This is a genomic window from Fodinicola acaciae, assembly GCF_010993745.1.
Lineage (GTDB): Bacteria > Actinomycetota > Actinomycetes > Mycobacteriales > HKI-0501 > Fodinicola > Fodinicola acaciae.
In genome coordinates this window covers 2,894,778-2,916,101 of the sequence record NZ_WOTN01000001.1, presented here as the reverse complement: position 1 = coordinate 2,916,101, position 21,324 = coordinate 2,894,778, and the positions used below count along the sequence as shown (strand labels likewise).

General features: G+C 67.7%; 20 protein-coding genes and 2 pseudogenes. 8 read left to right on the top strand and 14 right to left on the bottom strand.

Translation table 11 applies throughout. From position 1 onward, the window contains the following. From egtB to GNX95_RS13670, 4 genes are all read right to left on the bottom strand, one after another. Window positions 1-1,329, bottom strand: a complete 1,329-nt coding sequence (gene egtB / locus GNX95_RS13685; protein WP_163507455.1) for an ergothioneine biosynthesis protein EgtB — start codon at window positions 1,327-1,329, stop codon at window positions 1-3. Next, on the bottom strand, window positions 1,326-2,591 hold the full coding sequence (egtA, locus tag GNX95_RS13680) for an ergothioneine biosynthesis glutamate--cysteine ligase EgtA (protein ID WP_163507454.1): 1,266 nt from the start codon (window positions 2,589-2,591) through the stop codon (window positions 1,326-1,328). Before egtA ends, egtB begins: the two co-directional genes overlap by 4 nt. A 64-nt stretch (window positions 2,592-2,655) precedes the next feature. Further along, entirely contained in the window at window positions 2,656-3,852 is a 1,197-nt protein-coding gene (locus tag GNX95_RS13675) for a carboxylesterase/lipase family protein (protein WP_222853557.1), read from the bottom strand. Continuing rightward, window positions 3,849-4,709, bottom strand: a complete 861-nt coding sequence (locus GNX95_RS13670) for a VOC family protein (protein WP_163507453.1) — start codon at window positions 4,707-4,709, stop codon at window positions 3,849-3,851. The genes GNX95_RS13675 and GNX95_RS13670 overlap by 4 nt, the downstream gene beginning before the upstream one ends. A gap of 76 nt (window positions 4,710-4,785) precedes the next feature. Here GNX95_RS13670 and GNX95_RS13665 point away from each other — a divergent pair, with 76 nt between their 5' ends. Next, on the top strand, window positions 4,786-5,418 hold the full coding sequence (locus GNX95_RS13665; RefSeq protein ID WP_163507452.1) for a TetR/AcrR family transcriptional regulator: 633 nt from the start codon (window positions 4,786-4,788) through the stop codon (window positions 5,416-5,418). On the opposite strand, the gene GNX95_RS13660 is transcribed toward GNX95_RS13665, so the two are convergent. Next, window positions 5,394-6,410, bottom strand: a complete 1,017-nt coding sequence (locus tag GNX95_RS13660; RefSeq protein WP_163507451.1) for a serine hydrolase — start codon at window positions 6,408-6,410, stop codon at window positions 5,394-5,396. The two genes, GNX95_RS13665 and GNX95_RS13660, sit on opposite strands and share 25 nt — an antisense overlap. Before the next feature lie 83 nt (window positions 6,411-6,493). Between GNX95_RS13660 and GNX95_RS13655 the strand changes: the two genes are divergently transcribed. After that, entirely contained in the window at window positions 6,494-7,774 is a 1,281-nt protein-coding gene (locus GNX95_RS13655; protein ID WP_163507450.1) for a M18 family aminopeptidase, read from the top strand. A gap of 801 nt (window positions 7,775-8,575) precedes the next feature. Here GNX95_RS13655 and gad read toward each other — a convergent pair. Further along, complete coding sequence (gene gad / locus GNX95_RS13650; protein WP_163507449.1) at window positions 8,576-9,952, bottom strand: glutamate decarboxylase; 1,377 nt, start codon at window positions 9,950-9,952, stop codon at window positions 8,576-8,578. Between the two features lie 43 nt (window positions 9,953-9,995). Next, on the bottom strand, window positions 9,996-10,526 hold the full coding sequence (locus tag GNX95_RS13645) for an NUDIX hydrolase (protein ID WP_163507448.1): 531 nt from the start codon (window positions 10,524-10,526) through the stop codon (window positions 9,996-9,998). A 161-nt stretch (window positions 10,527-10,687) separates the two neighbouring features. Here GNX95_RS13645 and GNX95_RS44290 point away from each other — a divergent pair. Continuing rightward, window positions 10,688-11,365, top strand: a pseudogene (locus GNX95_RS44290) (transposase); the annotation flags it as partial. A 30-nt stretch (window positions 11,366-11,395) separates the two neighbouring features. On the opposite strand, the gene GNX95_RS13635 reads toward GNX95_RS44290, so the two are convergent. Both GNX95_RS13635 and GNX95_RS13630 read right to left on the bottom strand, forming a co-directional pair. Continuing rightward, complete coding sequence (locus GNX95_RS13635; RefSeq protein ID WP_163507447.1) at window positions 11,396-12,034, bottom strand: MBL fold metallo-hydrolase; 639 nt, start codon at window positions 12,032-12,034, stop codon at window positions 11,396-11,398. Window positions 12,035-12,041: 7 nt separating this feature from the next. Then, window positions 12,042-13,016, bottom strand: a complete 975-nt coding sequence (locus GNX95_RS13630; protein WP_163507446.1) for an asparaginase — start codon at window positions 13,014-13,016, stop codon at window positions 12,042-12,044. A 75-nt stretch (window positions 13,017-13,091) separates the two neighbouring features. On the opposite strand from GNX95_RS13630, the gene GNX95_RS13625 reads away from it, so the two are divergent. Then, complete coding sequence (locus GNX95_RS13625; protein ID WP_163507445.1) at window positions 13,092-13,919, top strand: SDR family oxidoreductase; 828 nt, start codon at window positions 13,092-13,094, stop codon at window positions 13,917-13,919. Then, window positions 13,916-15,106 carry an MFS transporter gene (locus tag GNX95_RS13620; RefSeq protein WP_163507444.1) on the top strand — a complete coding sequence of 397 codons (1,191 nt, stop codon included), beginning with the start codon at window positions 13,916-13,918 and terminating at the stop codon, window positions 15,104-15,106. Before GNX95_RS13625 ends, GNX95_RS13620 begins: the two co-directional genes overlap by 4 nt. A 50-nt stretch (window positions 15,107-15,156) precedes the next feature. Here GNX95_RS13620 and GNX95_RS13615 read toward each other — a convergent pair whose 3' ends face one another. Continuing rightward, window positions 15,157-15,636, bottom strand: a complete 480-nt coding sequence (locus GNX95_RS13615; protein ID WP_187369631.1) for a QcrA and Rieske domain-containing protein — start codon at window positions 15,634-15,636, stop codon at window positions 15,157-15,159. A 118-nt stretch (window positions 15,637-15,754) separates the two neighbouring features. Between GNX95_RS13615 and GNX95_RS13610 the strand changes: the two genes are divergently transcribed. From GNX95_RS13610 to GNX95_RS13600, 3 genes are read left to right on the top strand one after another with little or no spacing between them, the layout of a single operon-like run. Beyond that, window positions 15,755-16,174, top strand: coding sequence for a hypothetical protein (locus GNX95_RS13610; protein WP_163507443.1), 420 nt, complete (start codon window positions 15,755-15,757; stop codon window positions 16,172-16,174). A gap of 7 nt (window positions 16,175-16,181) precedes the next feature. Continuing rightward, window positions 16,182-16,715 carry a sigma-70 family RNA polymerase sigma factor gene (locus GNX95_RS13605; RefSeq protein ID WP_163507442.1) on the top strand — a complete coding sequence of 178 codons (534 nt, stop codon included), beginning with the start codon at window positions 16,182-16,184 and terminating at the stop codon, window positions 16,713-16,715. Further along, window positions 16,712-17,389 carry an anti-sigma factor family protein gene (locus tag GNX95_RS13600; RefSeq protein WP_163507441.1) on the top strand — a complete coding sequence of 226 codons (678 nt, stop codon included), beginning with the start codon at window positions 16,712-16,714 and terminating at the stop codon, window positions 17,387-17,389. Before GNX95_RS13605 ends, GNX95_RS13600 begins: the two co-directional genes overlap by 4 nt. 199 nt (window positions 17,390-17,588) lie before the next feature. On the opposite strand, the gene GNX95_RS44285 is transcribed toward GNX95_RS13600, so the two are convergent. The 4 genes and pseudogenes from GNX95_RS44285 to GNX95_RS13585 form a co-directional block, all read right to left on the bottom strand. Continuing rightward, window positions 17,589-17,729, bottom strand: a complete 141-nt coding sequence (locus tag GNX95_RS44285) for an RICIN domain-containing protein (protein ID WP_425483896.1) — start codon at window positions 17,727-17,729, stop codon at window positions 17,589-17,591. A gap of 75 nt (window positions 17,730-17,804) precedes the next feature. After that, window positions 17,805-19,022: pseudogene (locus GNX95_RS13595) on the bottom strand (family 43 glycosylhydrolase); the annotation flags it as partial. A gap of 107 nt (window positions 19,023-19,129) precedes the next feature. Next, window positions 19,130-19,732 carry a TetR/AcrR family transcriptional regulator gene (locus GNX95_RS13590; RefSeq protein WP_163507439.1) on the bottom strand — a complete coding sequence of 201 codons (603 nt, stop codon included), beginning with the start codon at window positions 19,730-19,732 and terminating at the stop codon, window positions 19,130-19,132. Next, window positions 19,729-20,994: a phenylacetate--CoA ligase family protein gene (locus GNX95_RS13585; RefSeq protein WP_163507438.1), complete on the bottom strand. Its 1,266-nt coding sequence runs from the start codon at window positions 20,992-20,994 to the stop codon at window positions 19,729-19,731. The genes GNX95_RS13590 and GNX95_RS13585 overlap by 4 nt, the downstream gene beginning before the upstream one ends. Between the last annotated feature and the right edge of the window lie 330 nt (window positions 20,995-21,324).

The window sequence follows — 21,324 nt, the reverse complement described above, 5'->3', positions numbered from 1 at the left end:
TCAACGCACCTCGTCGATCGTGGCCGTACGCGCACACCGGATGCCGGTGAAGATCTGCCGCCGGATCGGGAAATCCCAGTTGCGGAACGTCGACCGGCAGGCCGAGACGTCGGTGCCGAACGATCCGCCGCGCAGCACGCGGTAGTCGTCGCCGAAGAACACCTGCGAATACTCCGGATACGGAAACACCGAGAATCCGGGATATCCATGGAACGTCGTCGAGGTCCATTCCCACACGTCGCCGATCAGCTGCTGCACGCCAAAGGCGGACGCGCCGAGCGGATACGCGCCGACCGGCGCCGGCCGCAGATGCGTCTGGCCGAGGTTGGCGTGCGCGGCGGTCGGATCGTCGTCACCCCACGGAAAACGCCGCGACCGGTCCTCGACCGGGTCGTGCCGCGCGGCTTTCTCCCACTCCGCTTCGGTCGGCAATCGCTTGCCGGCCCACGCCGCGTACGCTTCGGCCTCGTAGAAGCAGACGTGCAGCACCGGCTCGTCGGCCGGCACCGGCTCGACGTGTCCGAACCGGCGGCGCAGCCACCGCTCGCCGTCGCGTTTCCAGAACAGCGGCGCGAAAAGCGCGGCCTCCTGACGGTGTTTCCAGCCTTCGGCCGACCACCAGCGCGGGTCGTCGTAGCCGCCGGCGGCGATGAAGGTCATGTATTCGCCGTTGGTGACTGGGAAAGTGTCGATCCAGAAGTCCGGCACGTCGACCTGGTGCGCCGGCCGTTCGTTGTCCAGGGCCCACGGCTCGACGCTGGTGCCCATCGTGAACGGACCGCCGGGGATCAGCACCTCGGCCGGATACGAGTGCGCGCCACCGCCGGTCGGCTGCGGCGGCGCCGGCGCGGCCAGCACCGGCTCGCCGGCGCGGAGCTGGTGCGTGGCCAGCATCGTCTCGTCGTGCTGCTGTTCGTGCTGCACGATCATGCCGAACGCGAAGCCGGAGCGCACCAGCCGCCGCTCGCTCTCCTCGCCGACATCCGTACGGTCCAACACGTCCAGCACCTTGGTGCGTACGTCACCGAGATAGCCGCGCGCCTCGGACGGACCGAGCAGCGGCAGCGCGGGACGGTCGGCGCGCGCGTTCTGGAACGCGTCGTAGAGGTGGTCGACGTCCTCGCGCACCGGCTCGCGGCCGCCGACGTCGCGGACCAGCCAGAGCTCCTCCTGGTTGCCAACGTGCGCGAGGTCCCAGACCAGCGGCGACATCAGCGGCGAGTGCTGCGCGGTCAGGTCGTTCTCGTCGACGGCGTCGGTGAGCAGTCGCGTACGCGCGCGGCTGCGGTCGAGCTGGTCGGCGATCTGTTGCTTGAGGTCGTGCGTCACTGCGAGGCCTCCAACATGTGAACATCGTCGGCGGGGGATCGGCCCCGGACGGTGTAGGTCTGGAAGAAGTCCTCGACGCGGGCGATCACGCTCGGCTCGGAGGTCGTCCGGCGAAGCGCGCCGATGGCGGCGTCGAGGATGGCGACCGCGGCCGTACGCATGGCCGGGTCGGACAGCCCGTGTCGCGCCGCGTCCGACCACAGGCCGGCCACCGACTCGGCGGCGCCGGCCGCGATGTCGGCCGCGATCGGGTCGTCGAGCAGCGCGGACAGGACGGCGAGCGGGACGATCCAGCCGTCGCCTGGCTGCGCGTCCAGATAGCGCACCTCAAGGTGCCTGCCGCGCGGCCGTACCGGTGGAAACAGCGTGCTCAGGTGATAGTCGAGGTCGTCGTACGTCGGCGCTGGCGAGTGCTTGCCGGCGATCCACTCGGCGAAGGTGAGGTCGCTCGGCGGAGTCCAGTCGGGGCCGTCCCGGCGGATGCACAACACCTGCGCGTCGAGTGCGTAGTGCGCGTATCCGCGCGCCGGATCGAGGTCAAAGTCAGGCAATCCGGTACGGCCCGGGTCGGCGCCGGTCCACAGCTTGCGGCGGGTCGACTTCCAGCCGGTGTCGGCGCCGGCCAGCCGCGGTGAGTTGGCGAAGGCGGCGATCAGCGGCGGTCCGATGAGGTGGAGCAGCCACCAGCGCTCGCGTGCGTTGAGACCGGTGTCGACGCAGATCTGTACGGCAGCCGTCGCGCACATGCCACCGACACCGTCGTCGCCGAAGGTGTCGAAGTGTTTGTTCATCGCGGCATAGCGCGGCTGCCGCAGGATGCGGCGCGGTGATCGGTGCCGGTCGGTGGCCGAGGGGGAAGGCTCCAGGCCCGCGTCGCGGAGCAGGCCGAGCAGGTGGTCGGCGTCGGCGGTGGTGGCGGCCATGCACTCGGCGAGCCCGGGATGCGGCTGCGTGCTGAGCTCGATCTGGCCGCCTGGCTCGACCGTGACGGTCGAACCGCGGGGGAGGGGTCGGTGGGGACTGTCGGGAGAGAGCGAGGTCGGGGTGTGAGGCCCCAGTGCGGCGACGAGGTCCGCCGGCTCGATCGCCGCGCTCGGACATCGGCTGTGGTGCAGGATCCACTCCAGCTCGATGCCCAACAACGCCGGTGGTCCGGTCTTGAAACAGGTGGAGGCGACGTAGACCTCGGCGTCGGTGATGCGAGAAACCGTACGGTTTCGCAACGTCGGGGTCGCCGCATCCGGATGGATGAGGTCAGTCATGCCGTCCACCCAAGCACACGGGTACGACAGTTGCTTGCTCGAAATCTGACAAGTTGGTGACGGATCACACGTCGCTGACGTGCGGCTCAAGATCGAGATGCATGATGCCGCCGTCGTACGCTGGCCATTCCGGCAGGCCGTCGGCGCGCGGCACGCCGGAGCGTACGAACGAGGTCCACGCCAGCTGGATCATCGCCGCGAGCTCGGCCGGATATTCGCCGGCGAGCATCGGCGCCTCGCGCCAGGCCTCCGGGTTGCCGAAGACGAACGGCAGCTCGAGGCAGTGGCAGGCGCCGTACGGACTGGCCGGCGGACACCAGTCGAACTCGTACGCGTAAACGGGTGCGCTTCGCGACGCGGCGAGCGCCTTGTATGCCTCGAAGACCGTGTTGCCGACGGCTGGCGAGAACGCGCGACCCTCGTCGCGGGTCGCGCCGATGAGGAGCTCCACGCCGGCCGCCGCGCCGGCGATCAGGTCGGCCGGTACGAACGCACCGTCGGCGACCAGGTGAAACGGCGGCTCGACCTCGCCTGGTTTGGCCAGCGTACGTTGGGCGGCCAGGATGCGCTCCGGTGACGCGTGCTCAAGGTCGGGCACCTCGCGGCGCAGCAGTCGACCGATGTTCTCCGCTTTGTCGATCGGCGCCGGCGGCAGGCCGAACGGACCGCTCTGCAGGATCGCTCGGTGGAAAAGGCCGTCGAACTCCGGTCCGGCCATGATCGCGAGCGTGCTCAGCGCGCCAGCCGACTGGCCGGCAACCGTGACCGCCGCCGGATCGCCGCCGAAGGCCGCGATGTTGTCGCGTACCCACCGCAGCGCGGCCACCATGTCGCGTAAACCCAGATTGCCTTCTGGATAAAGGAAACCGAGGGCCGACAGCCGGTAGTTCAGGGTCACCACGAGGATGTCGCCGTTGGTGGCGAGGGCGGTGCCGTCGTACCATGGCGCGCTGCCGGCGCCGCTGGAGAAGCCGCCGCCGTGGATCCACACCAGCACCGGCTTGTGCGAGCCGCCTGGCGTCCAGACGTTGACCGACAGGCAGTCCTCGCTCTGGCCGGCGCCGGTTCGCAGCGGTCCCATGACGCTTTCCAGCCGCGACGGTCCTTGCGGCGCGATCGGGCCTGGCTCGGCGGCGTCGCGTACACCGGTCCATGGCGTCACCGGCTGCGGTCGTTGGAACCGTTGCGCGGTAGCGTACGGGATGCCGAGGAATTTCCCGTTGTGGCCGCGTACTTTTCCTGAGGTCGTCTCGACGATCACGGTCGCTCCTGGAAGACGATGTTGGCGCCGAATGCGTGGACGAAGAATCCATTGTCCAGCGGACGTACGTCGAAGCCGTTTCCTTCGATGAGCGCGCGAGCCGGGCTGAGGTCGGTGACGGTGACGGTCTGTGCCGCCACGTACGGCAGCACCGGCGCGGTCTGGCCGGGCAGCAGATCGTCCAAAGTGGACACCGGGGCGATCCGCAGCTGGCCGAGCCGCAGCTGGAAAACTCGCCGCTCGTCTTCTTGCACGTCGAGCAAGGTGCGATAGCGGTCCAGGTAGTGGTCCAGCTCGACGTCGGCCACGACGAGCAGGACTCCGGACAGCTCGACGGCGCCGTTCTCGTGTTTCATGAACGGTGGCTGGAAAATCATCGACCGATCGCCGATCTCGCCGAAGCCGAGCGCTCCCTCCGGCGCGCCGTTCAGGTCCATCCGTACGGCTCGGGCGCGCACCTTCGCGATTCCTTGCGGCGTCTGGACGTCGCGCTCCATGGCAAGGACGCCGCTGGTCTCCATGCCGGCCTCGGTGAGCCGGCGGTCGACCGCATCCGCGTCCAGGCAACCAAAAATCTGTCCGCGCAGGCCTTCGTGCGCGGCCGCCAGCCGCCGTACGCCCCACTGGTCGCCGCCGTCCGGCTCGACGAGGCCGAGCAGCTCGACGTAGTTGTCGGCGAAGACCACGCATCTGTTGGCCGTGCCGAGTGGAGTCTTCGGCTCGCCCGGCCGTGCGTTGGCCAGGTGCCGCGACTCCGGCGAGACGGTGAAGCCGAGCCGCTCGTACGTCCGCGCCAGGCCGTCAAGGTCGGTGATCGTGACGACGACCGTGTGATCGACGCGATCGATATCTGTCATGTGCTATATCTTTACATTACTGTTAAGTAAATGACAACCGCCGGTTTGGTAGCGTCCGGAGTCCGGGGAGGGATGGATGAACGCCGAGCGACGGGGGCCAGGCCGGCCGACCGATCCCGATCTGGAGCGCCGCATCCTGGAGGCGGCACGTACGCGGCTCGCCATCAGCGGTTACGCGCGGATGACGATCGCCGAGGTGGCGACCGACGCCGGCGTGAGCCGGCCGACCGTCTACAAGCGGTGGCCGACGAAGGCCGAGCTGGTCAGCGCCGCGCTGCGCTATTCGCGAGCGACCGAGGAGGCGGCGCAGCGGCAGGTCGCCGAGCTGCCGCCGGTCGAGGCGATCCGCGCCATGCTGCGGATCTTCGCCGACGTGGTGGCACGGCCGGAAGGCATCGGCCTGTTCGCGAGCGTGCTGCTGGAGGACCGCTACACGCCTGGCCTGATGGACCAGCTGCGTGAGCACATCATCGAGCCGGGGCACCAGCAACTGGTCGCGGCGGTCGCGCGCGCACAGCGGGAAGGTGTGGTCGCCGCGAACCTCGACCTGGACAGCCTGGTGACGATGCTCTATGGCGCCGTACTCGTCGCGTACCTGCGCGAAGGCGCGGTGAGCCCGGCGACCGCGGACCGGTTGGTCGCCGCGATCTGGCCGGCGCTGGTGGCCGGCCAGACCGCGATCGATCAGCCGCCGTTGGACGGCCGGTAGCGGAAGGCCGGGTGGCGCTTGAGCCGCGGCATCGCGTTGGTGCCGGCGTCCGAGCCGTACAACGCGTCGTAGAACTGCCGGCCCATCACCGTACGCGCGTGAATGAGCGGATGCGTGGGGCCGAAGTTGGTGTCGTCGCCGTCCTTGGTGGCGAACAGCGAGTACGTGATCGCCGCCTGGCCGCTGGCGTTGAAGATGATGCCGGCCTCGTTGCGGCCGTTGTCCAGCCAGCCGGCCTTGGTCGCGATGTTGAGCCGCTCGTCGGTCGACATGTTGAGCCGGATGCCGTCGGTGAAGGCGATCGGCGAGCGGATGATGTTGAGCAGGTAGGCCGTCGACTTCTCCGACAGCAGCTTGCCGGTGACCAGCGCCTGCAGCAGGTCGTGCATCTCCTTCGGCGTGGTCTTGCCGAGATAGAACCGGTGCGGGTTGGACACCGGCACGACCTGGGTGTGCGGGAAGCCCTTGGCGACCATCGTGTCGTTGATCTCGGCGGACGTACACACCAGGCCACACAGCCGGACGGCGGTGTCGTCGGAGATGGTGAGCAGAGCGGCGAGCGCGTGGCCGACGGTGATGTTGCTCGGATAGGCGCCGTCGAGCCGGAAGATGCCGTCGCCGTCGGCGATCACGATGTCGGCGGTCACGTCGACCTTGGTGTCCAGCGTGAGGTTGCCTTTGTCCACCTTGTCCAGCACCGCGGTGGCGACCGCGAGCTTGTTCACGCTGTAGGCCTCGACCACGGTCGCCGAGTCGGCGTCGATCGCCTTCTCCAGCGTGCCGTCGGTGTTGGCGACCGAGATGTAGCTGTGCCAGCTGCCGCCACAGGCAGCGACAGCGCCGTCGTAGGAGGCCTTGACCATCGCGGCGACGGTCTTCGGGTCGCGTCCGGCGGCGGTGACACCGTACGCGGTGCCACCGGTCGCGAGCACGGTCCCGACCGCACCGGCGGTGCCGAGCCGCAGCGCGGCACGACGGCTGATATTTGGCATCGTTGCCTCCCGTGAAGTGATGTTGCGCTAAAGCCTGCCAGATGAGGGCCAGTGAGCAGCCGGGGCTCGCCTAGGATCGGCGCATGGGTCCGAGATTTGACCGCGCGCACACCGCTGACCTGATGCGTTTCCTGACGGCCAGCCCCTCGCCGTACCACGCGGTCGCCGCCGCGGCGGCCATGCTGGAGGCGGCCGGTTTCCGGCCGGTTGTCGAGACCGACACGTTTCCCACCGAGCCGGGCGGTCGCTATCTGTTCCGCGGCGGCACGCTGATCGCCTGGTGGCTGCCCGACGGCGCGCCGCCGTACGCGCCGTTCCGGATCATCGGCTCGCACACCGACTCGCCCAACCTGAGGGTCAAGCCGCGGCCGGACACCGGTCGGGTCGGCTGGCGGCAGGTCGCCGTCGAGGTCTACGGCGGACCGCTGTGGAACTCCTGGCTCGATCGCGACCTCGGCCTGTCCGGCCGCCTCGCGCTCGCCGACGGCTCGCACCGGCTGGTGCACATCGACCAGCCGTTCCTGCGCATCCCGCAGCTGGCCATCCACCTCAACCGGTCCACCAACGAGGGTCTGACGTTGGACCCGCAGACGCACCTGTCACCGGTGTGGGGGCTCGGCACGCCGACCGACGGTGAGCTGATCGGATACGTCGCCAAGCACGCCGGGGTGGCGGCCGACGAGGTGCTCGGCTGGGACCTGATGACCCACGACGTACAACCGCCGGCCCTGCTCGGCCGCGACGGCGAGCTGCTGGCCGCCGGGCGGATGGACAACCTCGTCTCCGTACACGCCAGCGCCGCCGCCCTCGCCGCCGTCGCCGGCTCGGCCACCGACTTCGTACCGGTGCTGGTCGCCAACGACCACGAGGAAATCGGCAGCCAGTCCGACACCGGCGCCGACGGACCCCTGCTGCTCACCGTCCTGCGCCGCGTGATCCACAGCCGCGGCGGATCGTACGACGACGCCGCCCGCGCCCTTGCCGCGTCGCAATGCCTGTCCGTCGACATGGGCCACGCCGTACATCCCAACTATGCCGAGAAACACGACCCCGACCACCATCCCCTGCCCAACGGTGGACCGATCCTGAAGGTCAACGCCAACCAGCGCTACACCACCGACGCTTCGGGTCGTGCCCTTTTCATATCACTGTGTGAAAAAGCCGGCGTACCATGGCAGGTTTTCGTGTCCAACAACCGTCAACCCTGCGGCAGCACGATCGGACCGCTCACCGCCAGCGTGACCGGAATTCGTACCGTCGATATCGGGATTCCCGCGCTGTCGATGCACTCGGCCCGGGAACTCTGCGGCGCCGACGATCCGCATCAGTTGGCTTCGGTTTTGGCTGCCTTCTACGAAGAGTGAGAGTGGTTGGGTAGGTGGGATTGGGTTTTCTGAGTGTTGCGTTTTGGGGGTGGTTGGGTTTTCGCCTGCGCGGGGTTTCGCTGTTGGGTGCCGCGGGTGCGGTTTCGTACGTGGTGTGGTCCGGTTTGTGTGGCTGGGGCGCCGGCGGTGCCGTGGTGTCCCGGTGGGTGGCGTGAAGGTCCACTATGTGGGATCCGGAGGCATGTGGAGCGCTAAATGTCCGGCTTGTGGGGGTCGCGGATGGCGTGAATGTCGAGTTACTAGCGTTGGACGCAAGAAACAAGGCCTTCACGCCGTCGCGATCGCCTGAGGCTGTGACGGGTGTGACTACTGAGGTTGATAATGCTGTTGTGACTGCCGGCCGGCCGAAAATGTCCGCTTTGATGCCTTGTTTAACAAGTATTACGCAGCCGAGCCGCCTCACCCGCATTGCCAGCCACAGTAGCCACATCAGCACCACCCCGGCCGCTGTGATGGCATGCATGCCGACGGGTTGTTTCCAATAGGTGACCGAGCAAGCCCAGAAAACCCAGCCCCACCCACAACCGCCGCCCGCACCCCCAATGCACACCGATTGGCGTCCCGCCCCCCTCCCTGAGGTCGCTCGCCGCGTAGGCGCGCCCGCCGCGCAGGCGAAAACCACCCACCCACGCAACAAAGGAGAGACGCAACGCAACAAAGAAAGACGGGACCATCTCTCCAACGCACCAACCAGAAACCCACCCCTCTCACGCAACAAACGGACGATGCCCCAACACGCCACCAGTTGGCCCCCCACCACCGCTGCCACGCACCCCTTCACTAATGATGAAACGCACTGGCCGCCGCACGCCCTCCACCACTCAACACCGGCAAAATCCGCTCAAGATCACTGATCAACTCATCCCCAAGCGCAGCCGAAAACCCATTCCGTACGACCACCCGCAGCACCGCCAAATCCGTACGATTTTCCGGAAAGGTGTACGCCGGCAGCTGCCATCCTCGTTCCCGCAGCCGTTGCGACACATCGAAAACGCTGAACGAGTCGACGCTGTCCTTGGTGGTGAACGCAAAAACCGGCAGATGGTCGCCGCGGGTCAGCAGTCGGAACGGGCCGAGATCGGCGATACGCCGCGCCAGGTCCATGGCGATGTCCCGCGACGCCTGCTGGACCGTACGGTAGCCTTCCCGGCCGAGTCGCAAGAACATGTAATATTGCGCGGCGACCTGCGCACCTGGTCGCGAGAAGTTCAGCGCGAAGGTCGGCATTTCGCCGCCGAGGTAGTTGACCCGGAAGACCAGTTCGTCCGGCAGTGCGGCACGGTCGCGCCAGATGGCCCAGCCGACGCCAGGGTAAACCAGGCCGTACTTGTGGCCGGAGGTGTTGATCGACGCGACCCGCGGCAGCCGGAAATCCCAGACCAGGCCGGGATCCAGGAAGGGCGCGATCATGCCGCCGGACGCGCCGTCGACGTGCAGCGGGATGTCGAGGCCGGTGCGTGCCTGCAAGTCGTCGAGCGCGGCGGCCAGCTCGGCGATCGGTTCGTAGCTGCCGTCGAAGGTCGAGCCGAGAATGCCGACAACGCCGATGGTGTTCTCGTCGCAGCGCTGGACCGCTTCCTCCGGAGAGATGGTGAAGCGGTCGCCTTCCATCGGTACGAAACGCGGCTCGACTTCCCAGTAGTTGCAGAATTTTTCCCAACATACCTGGACGTTGATCCCCATGACCAGGTTGGGCCGGCCGCTGCGGCCAAGCTTCATCCAGCGTCTTTTCAGCGCCATCCCGGCGAGCATGCAGGCCTCGGATGATCCGGTGGTGGAACAGCCCACCGCATTTCGCGGATCGGGTGCGTTCCACAGGTCGGCGAGGATGGTGACGCATCGCTGCTCGAGCTCGGCGGTCAGCGGATATTCGTCCTTGTCGATCATGTTCTTGTCGGCGGACTCGGCCATCAGCCGGGCGGCCTGCGGCTCCATCCAGGTGGTCACGAAGGTCGCCAGGTTGAGCTTGGCGTTTCCATCCAGGATGAGCGTGTCGTGCACCAGTTGGTACGCGATGTCCGCCGGCACCGGTCCGTCGCCGATCCGGTCGTATGGCAACGTTATTTTCTCGCCAAGAGCCGGTATCACCTCGGTCAGGATCGGATTTGCCATGTGCCGTGTCGAATCCGGTCCGGGCCGACCCCTGTGCAGCGCCATTTCCGCGTCCTTCCTGACGATTATGGCGCTAGCCTGCCACGGCTCACCCGGATCTGCTCGCGGAGGCGTAAAGCAGCGCGCTGATCGTCGTGCTGCTGACGATCTCACCGCGTCCGATCAGCGCCGGCACGTCGGCGAGCGCGATCCATTCAACCCGCTCGGCCTCGTACGGATCGGTCGGCTCACCAACGTGAACCGCGTTGGAAGCAAAGAAAATATGGTGGACGGAGTCGGTGATGCCGGCGGACGGCTGGAGTGTGAGCAGCGGTCGCAGCCCGACCGGCCGCCAGCCGGTCTCCTCCTCGGCCTCGCGCGCCGCCGCCCGCAGCGGATCCTCCCCGGGCTCGACCATGCCGATCGGGATTTCCCAACCCCACACGTCGGTGATGAACCGGTGGCGCCACAGCAACAGCACCTCGCCGCGGTCGTTGGCGATGACTGTGCCGGCGCCGGCGGCCGTCCGGATCAGCCGGTGCGACAGGCGTTTTCCGTCTGGCAGCTCGACATCGGCGAGCCGGATGTCGAGCCATTCGTCGGCGTAGAGCTCTTGCTCGGAACGCACCGTCCATCGCACGGCGAGATTCTAGTGTCCCGAGTTTCGGACTCGAGACACTAGCCCAGGTGTTTCATGCTGAAGGTGTGACACCGGCTTGAAATGCACGGAAGTGCCTGTCCTGTAAGGGAAGCTGGGCTTGTCGAAGGTCCAGTGTTCGCTGACGGGAAGGCACTCCGTAGATGGAGAGTGGCAAGCGTGGTCGGCGGGTCAAGGTTGATGGGTCGGGTAAGGGGCTGGTGTCGCACGCCGGCGCGAAGACGGTGACCGGAATCGAGGTGCTGCGGGATCGTGGCACGTTGTTTGGGCAGGTTGCCTCGATGCCGACCGCCTGGCGGCTGCTGGAACGTATCGACGGCCAGCACCTGGCGGCGGTGGCCGTGGCCCGGGCGGCAGCGCGGGAGCAGGCGTGGGCAGCCGGTGCTGGCCCGGACCTGACCGCGGAGTTGATCATCGACGCTGACGCGACCATCGCGGTCGCCCATTCGGACAAGGAAAACGCGGCCGCTACCTGGAAACATACCTGGGGTTTCCATCCGTTGATGACGTTTCTGGATCGGCCGGAAATCGCGGGTGGGGAGGCATTGGCGGCCATCCTGCGTCCGGGCAACGCGGGCTCCAACACCGCCGCCGACCACGTCGAACTCCTGAAACTGACGTTGGCCGCGTTGCCCGAGGCGGCCCGGCCCCCCGATGATCCGGATGGGCCGCGGGTGCTGATGCGCACCGACTCGGCCGGGGCCAGCAAGATCTTCGCCGCCGAACTGCGCCGCGCCGGAGTCGGATTCTCTCTCGGGTTCACCGTCGATGACCGCGTCAATCTTGCTGTGGAGACCTCGCTGCATTCCCGCAATGGCGGAAAGAGCCGACGCTGGAAGCGGAGACACGCCCTAGAGGTCGACCGTCTCTCCTGGCTTGAGCGGCCGGATGTCCGCGCCGGCCCGCTCCGCCTCATACTCCAGCCAGCCGCCCACGATCCGCTCCATGCCGATCTGCGACACGTACGCGTCGTGGATCGCGTATGCGCGTGGCGGTGCGATTTCTCGCAGGTAGGCGACCATTTCGGCGCCTTTGAGCCATGGCGCGTCGCACGGGAGCAGCAGCGTCGACACGCGATCTTCCGGCACGGTGAGCGAGTCGCCCGGATGAAAAACCTCGCCATCGACGAGAAAACCGCAGTTGGCCGCGATGTCGTCGTCAGGATGGCCGGCGGCGTGCCATTCTCCGTGGACCCGCACGTCGAAACCGGCGGCGGTGAACCGGTCGCCGGCGCCGATCCGCTCGATGGCCAGCTCCGGATAGCTTTCCGCGACCGCGGCGTTGGCATAGACGCGCAGCTCCGGATTGCCGGCCATCGCGCGGCCGACCCGCTCGGCGTCGAGGTGGTCGTCGTGCTCGTGGGTGATGAGAACGGCGTCGACGCCGTCCAGCGCGTCCGTTTCCTGGCTGAAAATGCCGGGATCGATCACGATCACCCGATCGTCTTTTTCCAGCCGTACGCAGGCATGTCCGAGTTTGGTCAGCTTCACCTGCCGATCATGGCACGGCGAGCCAATCCGCGACGGTCTTCGCGGCGTCCGGAGTGGAGGCGATCGCGGCGGCGAGCAACATGCGGCCCTGCCACGGACTCAGGTCCACACCGAAAAGCGCGCCCGCCTCGGCCAGCGACGCGCCGCCTCCGCCGCCGTAGAGCGGCGCCACCGGTCCACTGTGGACACGTGAGCAGACGAGTACGGCGACGCCGTCGGCGACGGCTTGTCGTACGGCTTCCAGGATTTCCGGATTCGCGTTGCCAGCACCGAAAGCCGCGAGCACGAGACCTCTCGCGCCGGCCGCCAACGCCGCGTCGAAAAGGGTGGTGTCGGCGCCGAGATAGAGCGGAATCACGTCGACGCGCGGGATCGCCGAGTCGGCGGTGATCGGCAGCGCCGGTGGCCGCGCCGGCGCGGTCAGCGGAATGATCCGGCCGGCGGCGACGCGCAATGCCGGTCCGCGGCCGGGCGCGTCGAAGCCGTGCGTGCTGAGCGTGTCGACCTTGCGGACGCCGCGGGCCGCGTACGCATGACCGTCGAAACACAGCAGGACCCCGCGCTCGCGAGCGGCCGGATGGGCGGCGAGCGCGACCGCGTCGGACAGGTTGGCCGGCCCGTCGGCGGCCGGGTCGTCGAGCGTACGCTGCGCGCCGGTGAACACGATCGGCCGCGGATCGCCGTGACCGAGCGAGATCAGGAACGAGACTTCCTCCATCGTGTCGGTGCCGTGTGTGACGACGATGCCGGCCACCTCCGGGTCGGCCAGTGCCTGGTCGATGTGCCGTCGCAGCGTACGCAACTCCTCGGACCGCCAGGCGAAACTCGCGATCGTGGCGACGTCGCGCACCGACACCCGCACGTCGTCGGGCAGCGCGGTGTTGGTGAGCAGCTCGGCACCGGTGGCGGCGGCATAGCGGCCGTTGGCGCCGGCGCGGCTCGCGATCGTGCCGCCGGTGGCGAGGAGTCGGATCTCAGGCATGTCTGCGATGGTAGGCACGTGAGGTGCGCCACTCGTGCCGACCGCCGGCCGTACCGGTGAGTAAGGATGACCGTCATGGCGGAACAGGACTGGACCGGCCGGACGATGGTGATGTCCGGTGGCAGCCGGGGAATCGGACTGGCGATCGCGGTCGCCGCCGGCCGGCGTGGCGCCAACGTCGTGCTGCTCGCGAAAACCGGCGAGCCGGATCCGCGGCTGCCCGGCACCGTGCACACCGCCGCCGCCGAGATCGAGGAGGCCGGCGGGCAGGCGCACGCGGTGGTCGGTGACGTACGCCGTGAGGAAGACGTGCAGCGCGCCGTCGACGAGGCTGTCGAGCGTTTCGGCGGCGTCGACTTCTGCGTCAACAACGCGAGCGCGATCAACCTGCTCGGCACGGTCGAGCTGCCGGTGAAGCGGTTCGACCTGATGCAGCAGATCAACGTACGCGGCACGTTTCTGCTGACCCGCGCGTGTGTGCCGCACATGCGCGGCACGACCAATCCGCACATCCTGACGCTGTCGCCGCCGGTCGGCCTGAAACCGGAGTGGCTGGGCGGTCATCCGGCTTACACGCTGTCGAAATACGGCATGAGCCTGCTGACGCTGGGCTGGGCCGAGGAGTTCCGCGGTGACGGGATCGCCGCCAACTGCCTGTGGCCGCGCACGATCATCGCCACCGCGGCGGTGCAGAACCTGCTCGGCGGCGACGAGGCGATGGCCCGCGCGCGTACGCCGGACATCGTCGCGGACGCGGCCGTGGAAATCCTGTCGCGGCCGTCGACCGAGGCCACCGGCAACACCTACATCGACACCGACGTGCTCGCCGAGGCCGGTGTCACCGACCTGTCGAAGTATGGCGGCGGGCCGGACCTGGCTCCGGACATCTTCGTGGAAAATTGACCTCGCTGACGGAAAAACAGCCCGACCGGCGGACCCGGTGGTTGCGTGGCGCGCTGGTCCTGGCCGGTGTTTTGTTGCTGGCGGCCAATCTGCGCGCGCCGCTGACAGCGGTCGGGCCGGTGCTGCCCTGGCTGTCCGCCGACACCGGCCTGACGACGAATTCTCTCGGCCTGCTCAACGCGACGCCGCTGGTCGCTTTCGGCCTGTCATCGGTGCCGTTGGCGGCGATCGGCCGTCGTTACGGCGTGGAGCGCGTACTCGGAATCGCCCTGATCGTCCTCATCGCCGGCCTGTTGTTACGGTCGACGCCGTCGGTGATCGCGTTGTTCGCCGGCACTTTGGTGCTGAGCGTGGCGATCTCGGCCGGCAACGTGCTGTTGCCGAGCGTCGTGAAGCACCATTTTCCGGCCGAGATCACGTTGGTGACCGGCATCTACGCGGCGACGATGTCCGGTGTGGCGGCGATCGGATCCGGTGTTTCCGCCCCGATCGCGGCATCCGCCGGCGGCTGGCGGTTGGCGTTGGCCTGCTGGGCCGGGATCGCTGTTCTGGCTCTGTTGCTGTGGATCCCGCAGTGGCGAGGTGGTGAGGCCGGCTCCAGCTCGGCCGGGCATCAGGCACGTACGCCGTGGCGGTCGGCGCTTGCCTGGCAGGTCACCCTGTTCATGGGCCTGCAGTCGTTTGGGTTCTATGTCTGCATCGGCTGGCTGCCGACTCTGCTGACCGACTCCGGTTACTCTCCCGTGCAGGCCGGGTTCCTGGTCTTCCTCTACCAGGCGGTGTCACTCGCCACGTACATCGGCGGTCCTTTGCTGCTGCGGAAAATGCGCAGCCAACGCGCTTTCGCCAGCGGCGTGGCACTGGCCGCCGTCGTCGGTTACGTTGGCCTGATCTTCGCGCCGTCCCTGGCCGCACTCTGGGTCAGCATCTCCGGCCTCGGTGCCGGTGGCTGTCTCGTCGTCGCGCTCTCCTTCTTCAGCCTCCGCGCCGCCAACCCAGCCGGCGCGGCGGCTCTTTCTGGCATGGCTCAGTCCATCGGCTATCTCATCGCTGCTGTCGGGCCACTGATTTTTGGTGCGCTACATGTGGTTTCCGGAGGGTGGACGGTGCCACTGATGGCGCTAATTGTCGTTACGTTGGTTTGCGCGGTCTTCGGGGTTTTCGCCGGCCGGGACCGCACGGTCTAGGTGGCAGCGACACGCCCCAAACGGCACACCCGGCTCCGGCTTTCCCAGCACTATGCCTTGCCGGCCACGACGTTGCCGTCGGCGACGTGTACGTCCACAGTGGACAGTGGTCGCGCGGCTGGCCCCTGCAGGACCTTGCCGGTGGTCGCGTCGAACTGTGAGCCGTGGCACGGGCAGTTCAGCTGTTTGCCGACCGGCGCGACCGTGCACCCCATGTGGGTGCAGGTGGCGCTGAAGGCCACGGCGGTGCCGGCGGTCGGTTGCGCGACGATGACCGTACGGCCGTCCGGGGTCTTGGTGGAGATGGCCTGGCCGACCGGGATGTCCGAAAGTTTCGCCAGCGCCTGTCCGCCGCCGCTGCCGCCACCTGAGCTGTTGGCCGCGCCGGTCGGTTCCGGTGCGCCGCCGGTGGTGGGCGGGCTGGACGGGGTGGTGGTGCCGCCGCCGCAGGCGGTGAGTACGGCGCTGCTGCCGACCGCCAGCGCGGTGCCGGCGATCATCCTGCGGCGGGAGAACTCGAAGTCGGACATCACTCTGCCTCTCGGATTGGTAGAGCCTCTCGGTTGGTACGCCTACCGCCGTACACACGAAACCGGGACGCGGATGGTTCAGCTGAACCGTTTGTAACCGCCGTCCGTATCCTTAGGCATGACAAGGACGCGAGCGGAATCGGCCGCCTTCCACACAGCGGACAACGTCGTGCGCGGGGTGACCGTGGCGGCCGTACTCATGTCGGCGGACGTGCATCTGGCTCTGTATTTTGCCGGTTTCGCCGGCATTCCGGCGGTCGGACCGCTGTTCGTGGTCAACGCGGTGGCCGGCCTGGTGATCGGGGTCGCGATGTTGGTGTGGCGACACTGGCTGCCGGCCTTCATCGCGTTCGGCTTCAACGCGGTCAGCCTGGTGGCGTTGTACGTGTCGACCACGGTGGGGTTGTTCGGGTTCCGCGAGACCGGCGCCGGGTCGCAGGAGACGATCAGCGTGGTGGCCGAGGTGATCGGACTCGTCGGCGCGCTCGCACTTCTCGTCCTGAGATGGCAGCGCGCGCGTGCATTGGTCCGCGCATGAGCCGATAATGCGTGCGAGGCCGAGGAGTGATGTGGGATCGAGCGATGAAGTCGATCTGATGAGAGCGCTGCACGCCGAGCACGGCTCCGCGCTCTGGTCGTACGCGCTGCGGATCACCGGCGACCGCGGCCGCGCCGAGGACGTGATGCAGGAGACGATGCTGCGGGCCTGGCGCAACCCGCAGGTGCTCGACCAGACACGCGGTTCGGCGCGCGCGTGGCTGTTCACGGTGGCGCGCCGGATCGTGATAGACGAGTGGCGTTCGCGGCGCAACCGCGACGAGATCGCCACCGCCGAGGTGCCGGAGGTCCCGATCGAGGACCAGACGGACAAGGCACTGCAGTCGTGGTTGGTGGCCGACGCGATCAACCAGCTGCCGAAGGCACATCGAGAGGTCCTGTTGGAGTGCTACTACCGCGGACATTCCGTCGCGGAAGCCGCACACCGGCTCGGAATCCCTGAGGGGACAGTGAAATCTCGCACGCATTACGCGTTGCGGGCGTTACGGTTGGCACTGCAGGAAATGGGGGTGAGCGGATGAGTACGCACGACGAGTTCGCCACCTTCGACGCCGCCTACGTGTTGGGGGCCTTGTCGTCCACCGACCGGCGCGCGTACGAACAACATCTGGCCGAATGCGACATCTGCGCCAAGGCGGTGCAGGAGCTGGCCGGCATGCCGGGCATGCTCGCCGGCGTACCGGTCTCGGCGGTGGAGTCCTCGGGCTTCCAGGAGCCGGAGCCGGCGCAGGTGTTGCCGCTGCTGCTGAGAAAGGTGTCCCGCGACCGGCGAAAGCGCGTCTGGTGGTTCGGTGGTCTCACCGCGACCGCGGCCGCGCTGCTGGTCGTGCTGGTGCTGGTGATCGGCGTGACGATCCCGAATCTGCAGGACGGACCGCCGCAGGCGCAGGGGGTCGCGATGGAGCCGGTCGGCGACTCGCCGATCCGCGCCACCGTGCAGCTGACCAACTACGACTGGGGCACCGAGATCCGGATGCACTGCAGCGAGGGGACCGGCCGGAAATACCCGGCCGGCTGGTACAAACTGACGGTGACCGACCGCCGCGGTCGCACCGACCAGGTCGGCAGCTGGACCGCCAAGCCAGGCCAGGAGATCACCAACGTGGTCGCGCCGACCTGGCTGACCACCACCGACATCTCCTCGGTGGACGTACGCAACGCCACCGACCGGATCCTGCTGCACCTGAGCCTGTAGCAGGACCCGGCCAGGGGACCGGCGACGCCATGGCACCTTCCAAGCCGGTCCGCAGCCGATGGCTGGAAGGACATCACCTGGTCGCTGCACTGCCCGACGATGACCCGGATGGGCAGCTCTCGGAGCAGGACCCAGCCGTCGGGCGTCCAGTGGCGCGGAACCAGTCACCAACCCAGAGGTTGAAGCTCAAGTCAAAAGGTCACCCTCGCGGTGGTTCGAGGCGCCACTGCTGGCAGGTGTTGGGACCGGTCGCCCAGTACGGCCAGACGTCCACTGTGGACCCGGCGGCCGCCGAGCAGCCGGCCACGTCGAGCGCCAGGCCGGTCTGCCGGTTGCTGATCCGGTATGACCCGTCGCCGACCGCGTCGAAATACCAGGACTGGCAACGCAAACCCCAGTGGGTGTCCACTGTGGACCCCTTGGCCGTCGAGCAGCCCTTGACGGCCAGCGGCTGGCCGGTGGCGGCTGAGGTGATGGCGTACGAGCCGAAACCGTCCGGCCGCACGAACCACTGCTGACAGCGGTCGCCGGTGTACGCGCCGGTGTTCACCGATGGGCAGCTTTGCAGCGCGTTGGGTTTGCTGTTTTGCGGTGTCAACCGATAGAAACCCGGCCGGATCGGTGTCGCGCCGGGGTCACCCGACGGCAGCGCGAGCGACTGCCACGACGCCGCCGGCGTGCCGAAGTTTGGCGTACCGTCGGCGTTCCACTCCACCTTCTGTACGCGCGTCGAGCGCTCGCCGCCGCAGTTTCCGCGCACCGAGCCGTCGCTGGAGGTCACCGCGTGATAGGCGTTCCACACCTCGCGGCCATCCGGCGAGCTGAAGAAACTGTTGTGTCCCGGACCGAAAACCCAGTGCGCGTCGTTGCGGGTGAAGACCGGCGTCGACTTCTTCCAGGCCGCCGGGTCGAGCGGGTTGCTGCCGACGTAGGTCAGCATCGCCAGCGCGTAATCCGGTGACTCACAGGCGCTGACCGAAAACACGACGAAGAGTTTTCCGTTGTGCCGCAACACGTACGGTCCCTCGTTCACCGGCCGGATGTGCGTCTCCCACGGATTGGTCGGCCGGGAGATCTCCACCGGCGGCTCGACCGCCGTCCACGGGTTGGTCAGCTTCGCGATCACGATGCTGTTGACGTCGAGGTTGTCGGCCTTGGAATAGAGCAGGTAGAGCGACCCGTCCGGTTGCTGGAGAATCGTGCCGTCGATGGAGAACTTTCCGGACGACACCTGGCCTTTGTAGTGATATGTGCCGAGCGGGTCGTCGGTGTCGGCCTCGATGACGTGCATGTTGTGGTGGTCGATGATGCCGTCGTCGGCGGTGTAGTACACATACCATTTGCCGTTGATCCGGTGCAGTTCCGGAGCCCAGATGTTGCAGCAGCGGCTCGGCGCGTCGGCGGAGCCGGTCCAGACGCGGTGCGGCGTGGCCGCGCTGAGGCCGGTGATCGATGCCGACCGGATGATCGAGATGCCGTCGCCTTCGGTGCGCAGCAGGTAGTAATAGCCGCCGGTGAAGCTGATCTGCGGATCGGCGGCGTTCAGCACGACCGGATTGCGGAACGTGCCGCGGCTGTGTGCCGCCGCCGGCGCCGGCGGGGTGACCAGAGTGGCCGCCAGCAAGGCGGCCATCACGTACGCGAGCAGTCTCATGCAGGCCTCCGACCTCGGGTTGTACAACGTTGTATCGCATTGGCGGCGGCGAGTAAACGTTTTCCGAGACCAGTGGTGCCCGAAAGCTAGTCGACCGGCGGTTCGCCGGCGGTCGTACGGTCCGCGTGGTCACTGTTCGCTAACAATGCGAAGGATTCGTCCAAAGCGGCGGCAATGTCCAGCTTTGGTTGGCGGCGTTTGGCGAACGCCACGGCCAAAAACACGCCGAGTGCGGCGCCGGTGATGGTACGCACCTCGGCCGAGTCGGCGTCGTCGCCGGTGCGGTGCGCGATCGCCGTCGCCAACAGGTCCATGCGCGCGGTGATCGTCGCCAGGGACGCGGCCCACAGTTCCGGCACCGCGACGACCAGTGCGAGCTGGCTGTCGAGCAGCTCCGGCGAGGTGTGGCTGGCGAACGCCGTGCGGAATGCGACGCGGAGTGCGGCAAGTGGCGGCAGCTGTGCGGGCTGCGACTGGAAAAGCTCGATCAGCGGCGCGAAGTCGCCGAATGCCACCAGATCTTCCTTTGTCGCGAAATAGCGGAAAACCGTGCTCGGTGAGACCTCCGCGGCGGCCGCGATCTGCTCCATCGTCGTCTCCGCATAGCCCTGGTCGGCGAACAGACGCACGGCCTGGCGCTGGATTTCGGCCTTGGTACGTGCCTTCTTCAGCTCGCGGAGGCCGGTCACAGCGGCACCACCGTCCGCACCTTGCCGCCGACGGACCGCTCCGGCGGCTCGTCGGCCATGACGACCTTCACCGCGGCCAGTCCGCGCTCGGCGAGGAAACGGCTCACCGCGGTCTGCACCTGCGACACGGCGTCGCCGCGCAGCCGGATGCGGACCGTGTCCGGCGCGGTCTGGACGATCTGGTAGAGCCGTACGCCAGGAGTGGCATCGACCAGCGTGGTGAGCGCGAGCGGCGGGATCGTCACGGAATTGCCGGTGGCGTCGGCGAAAGTCAACACGTTGGCGGCGCGGCCGCGGACGCGCAGCGCCGGCAGGGGATTGCCGCATTCGCAGCGGTCCGGCCGGAAAAGCGCGCTGTCGCCGAGGTCATAGCGCAGGATCGGCTGGACGTGGTTGGCCAGGTTGCTGATGAGTACGGTGTGCGACTGGACTCCTGGCGGCACCGGCTCGTAGTTTTCGTCCACCGGCTCGACAATCGCCCAGTCGGTGTTGACGTGATACCAGCCGTGAGCGCAGCCGTCGGTCAGGTAGGGACACTCGGTGCAGCCGTACGTGTCGCGTACTTTCGCTTGGAACGCCGCGGACATCCGCTCGCGGCTTGGCACGGCCTCGCCGGCAGGCTCGACCAACACCGGCGAGATGTGCAGCCGCCCGGCCTCCTGCTCGGCCGCCAGCGACGCCATCAGGCTGCCGTATCCCATCAGGATCGCCGGCTGGAACTCGTTGAGCGCGGCGACCAGCTCCGGCAGCGGATCGTGCACCGAGAACAGCCGCACCATCCGCCGGGCGAGCCAGTTGGCGCGCAGGTGGCCGATGCCGGCACTCACCATGAAATGCCCGCCGGTCGCCGCCACCACCGCCAGCCGGCCGCCGCGCGCGACGATTTTCGCCAGGTCGCCGGCATCCAGCCAGCCGGCCATCATCGCCGAGCTGCGCGCCAGATTGACCGCCACGTCCTGCTTGTCCTTGACGAAAATCCCCGGACTGCCGGTGGTGCCGGAGGTGGTCGCCACCGTGTACGTGCCAAGGAACGGTGTGCCCGCCAGCTCCGGATCCCTGACGAACTCGCTGACCTTGGCCAGCGTCACCGCCGGATCGGTGACCCACTCGTCGAAGTGCTCCATCAGCAGCTTCTTGTTGGTCACCGCCGGTCGCTCGCGATAGACGGCGGAGTGCTCGCGCGCGTACGCCTCGAGCTCTCGCAACCGGCGTTGTTGCAGCTCGGCCATCGCCGCCGGACCGGCCTTCCGGACACGCCTCATCTCGGTACGCACATCTGACAGCGTACTGCCAACTGACAGTTCACTGTCAATATCAGTCTTGACCAGAGGCTGGCTGGCGAGTAGTCCCAACAGCATTACTTGCCTCAGGAGTCCGGTTTGCCCGTTCTCGCTGTCGACGAGCTTTGCTTGAGTACGTTCGCGCCGGGGCTGCCGCTTACGCGACGCAACCATTCACCCAAGTTGTACGGCGCGGGCCGGAGGCTCATCGATCGCGCGTTCTAGACGAAGTGTCCAGCGTTAGACGCTCTGTCTAGAGTCGCCAATGAGGGAACCTGGCGACGGCGGCATCCGATCGCGCGCCGCGGCTGG